2 protein-coding genes are annotated in these 3,373 nt (G+C 67.9%); both read right to left on the bottom strand.

Going from position 1 to position 3,373, the window contains the following annotated elements:
* Positions 1-1,397: condensation domain-containing protein (locus ACGF8B_RS42050; RefSeq protein WP_392748214.1), on the bottom strand; the 1,397-nt coding region annotated here is incomplete at its 3' end.
* Positions 1,394-3,373 (bottom strand): condensation domain-containing protein (locus ACGF8B_RS42045; RefSeq protein ID WP_392748213.1); only part of this gene is annotated, 1,980 nt, incomplete at its 5' end. The genes ACGF8B_RS42045 and ACGF8B_RS42050, both read right to left, overlap by 4 nt.

The raw sequence follows: 3,373 nt of genomic DNA, 5'->3' as shown, positions 1-3,373 counted from the left end.
ACAAGCCGATGAATCGTCGCAGCATCCGGATACGGACCAGCCACACCATTCCACTCGACCAACACCTCCCGCCGCTCCCCCACCGTGAGCATGTTGAGATCGGCGATGCGTGCGCCGGGCGATTCCACCAAGGAGATCAGCAGGCTCTCAAGGTGGCCGGCCATGCGCTCGATCGTCTTCGCGTCGAACCTGCTCCGGTCGTAGACGAAACGGAACTCCAGGGCCCGGCCCGCCGATACGACGAGGGTCAGCGGGTACCCGGTGCGCTCCACACAGTTGACCAGGCGCCGCGTCAGTCCCTCGGGGAAGTCCGACGGCTTCTGCACCACCGGGTAGTTCTCGAAGACGAGGATCGACCGGAACAGCGGCTCGCCGCGCGGGATCCTGCTGTGCTTCTGGACATCGACGAGGTGACAGTACTCCCACTGCCGCATCTCCAGTTGTTCGTCCTGGAGATCCCTCAGCCACTCGGAGGCGACCAGGTCGCCCGTGAGCCGGCCGCGCACCGGCAGCGTGTTGATGAACAGGCCCATCATCGACTCGACGCCGGGCAGATCGATCGACCGGCCCGAGATGGTGGAGCCGAACAGTACCTCGTCCTGGCGGCTGTACCGCGAGAGCAGGACCGACCACAGGCCCTGTACCAGTGTGTTCATCGTGACGCGCTGGGACTTGGCGTAGTCCCGGGCATGCGCGAACAGCTCTGCGGAGGCGACCACTTCGAACTCACCGACTCCGGTGTCACCGGTGTCCCGGTCGACGTGCAGGTCAGTGGGTTCGGTGACGCCCGCCAGGTAGTCGGTCCAGAACGCCCCGGAGCCGTCGTCCTGCCGGGAGTTGAGCCACTCGATGTAACGGCGGTAGGGGACGGTCGGCGGCAGTCCGGCGGAAGTGCCGCCGAGCAGAGCGCGGTAGAGGGCGAACAGCTCCTTCTGGAGGATCTGCACACTCCAGCCGTCGACAAGGATGTGGTGGAACGACCAGACGACGATCCGGCGCTCCTCCTCCATCCGCAGCACGGTGACCCGGACCAGTGGGGCCCGTGAGAGGTCGAACCCCCGGTCCCAGTCCTCCGCCAGGAAGGTGCTGAGCTGCTCCTCCTGACCGGGCAGGCCGCGCAGATCCCTCACTTCGAAGGGGAGGGGAGCCTGGCGCTGCACCACCTGGACCGGCTCCGACACTCCCTCCCACACGAACGCGCTGCGCAGGATCGAATGCCGGTCGACGAGCTGCTGCCATGCGGCTCCGAACAGCGTCTCGTCGAAGGGTCCTTCGACCTCCTCCGTCATCTGCACCATGTAGGGGCGCGTGTCGGACGTGTCCTCCAGCGAGTGGTAGAGCATGCCGAACTGCAGGGGCGAGAGGCCGTAGACGTCTTCCACGTTGTGCGCACTCATATCGAGAACCTCTTCAGGATCGCGGCCATGTCGGCGTCACCGACATCGGTGAGGGGAACACCGGGGGACTCCCGGCGGGCGTCGTCGGCTCCTCCGACACTGCCGGCGGTGCCGGCGATCAGCTCGCGCAGGTGGTCTACGACACCGGCGGCCAGGCGCTCGACCGTGCTCCGCTCGTGCAGCGCGGTCGAGTAGTTGATGTAGAGGCCGAACGTGTCGCCTTCGACGGCGGCGGTCACGTCCAGCACGTTCCAGCGCGTGCCGTCCGGGCTGATCGAGTGGCCCTTGGGCTCGTCGGGACCGGCATACCGCCCGATGCCCGGCAGGTCCCTGGTGAACTGCCCCAGGTAGTTGAAGTTCACTTCCGGAGTGGGCTGTCGTCGCAGTTCGGCGGCCACGTCCGGGGCGCCGAGGTGGCGCAGGATGCCGTAGCCGACACCCTTGTTGGGGATCCGCGCCACCTGCTCGCGGACGGACTGGAGCGAGGCCACCGGATCGGTGGCTCCCGGTGCCAGGCGTAGCGCGACGGGGAAGACGGACGTGAACCATCCGACCGTTCGCGACAGATCCACGTCCGGGAACAGGTCCTCGCGGCCGTGTCCCTCCAGACCGATCAGGGTCTCGTCGTCCCCTGTCCAGTCACGGAGGGCGTGCGCCAGTGCGGTGAGCAGCGCGTCGTTGATTTGGGTGCTGAAGGCCCGTGGCACGTCCCGCAGCAGGGCACGCGTCTCCTCGGGGCTGAGCGCCGCCATGACTGCGGCGCCGGATCCCAGGTCATTGCGGCCGTCCCGGTCGCGAGGCACCCGGCCGGCCGGTTTGGGCTCGGCCCAGTAGGCGTACTCGGCCCGTGCCTGAGCGGAGCCGGCGAAGCCGTTCAGCCGCTGGGCCCACGACCGGAACGACGTCGTCTTCGCAGGGAGCAGCGGCCCGAGGCCGGCGGCCCGCCGCTCGTAGCAACTGCCCAGGTCCTCCAGGAGGATCCGCCAGGACACACCGTCGACCGCCAGGTGGTGTACGACGGTGAGCAACCGCTGTCCTCGCGTCGGTCCCAACTCCAGCAGGGCGGCCCGCAGCAACGGGCCCTTGGCCAGGCCGAGGCTCTGCTGCGTCTCCTCCGCGATGTCCAGCGCGACCGATGCCAGGGACTTGTCCGGGACTCCCGACAGGTCGTGCACGTCGAGGATGTCGGTGTCCACGGTCTCGTCCAGGTACTGCCGCCAGCCGTCGGGCCCGTCCACACAGCGCAGGCGCAGCGCGTCGTGGTGCTCGATCAGGTCAGCCAGCGCGAGCCGCAGCACGTCCGGGGCGAGCCCGTCGGTGACGAGGAGCTCGGCCTGGTTGAAGTGGTCGAACGTCGGCAGATCCTTCTCGAAGAACCAGTGCTGGATCGGTGTCAGCGGGACCTCGCCCGTCACGCGGCCCTGCTCCGCGTCGACCGGCGTGGCCGCGGCGGCGTGGACCGCGATCTCGGCGATCGTCTGGTTCTTGAAGATCAGCCGCGGAGTGAGGTGCACGCCGAACTTCTTGGCCCGGGCGATCATCTGAATGCTGACGATCGAATCCCCGCCCAGTTCGAAGAAGTTGTCGTGGATGCCGACGGTGTCGATCCCGAGGATCTCGGACCAGATCTCGGCAAGGGTGCGCTCGGTGTCCGTCCGGGGTGCGGTGTAGGTGGTGGCGAGTTCGGGGCGGTGGCCGTCCGGCGCGGGGAGGGCCTTGGTGTCGACCTTCCCGTTGGGTGTCAGGGGCAGGTGGTCGAGGGTGAGGTAGGCGCTGGGGACCATGTAGTCCGGAAGCTGCCGCTGGAGATGCGCACGGAGTTGGTGTGTGGTGGGTGTGTTGTCTGGGGTGGCGACGATGTAGGCGACGAGCTGTTTGTTGCCGGGTGTGTCTTCGCGGGTGGTGACGGCGGTGGTGTGGATGTGGGGGTGGGTGCTGAGGGCGGCTTCGATCTCGCCGAGTTCGATGCGGTATCC

Origin of the sequence: Streptomyces sp. NPDC047917, assembly GCF_043204345.1 — a bacterium.
GTDB classification, from domain to species: Bacteria; Actinomycetota; Actinomycetes; order Streptomycetales; family Streptomycetaceae; genus Streptomyces; species Streptomyces sanglieri.
This window is presented reverse-complemented; position numbering and strand designations above follow the sequence as displayed.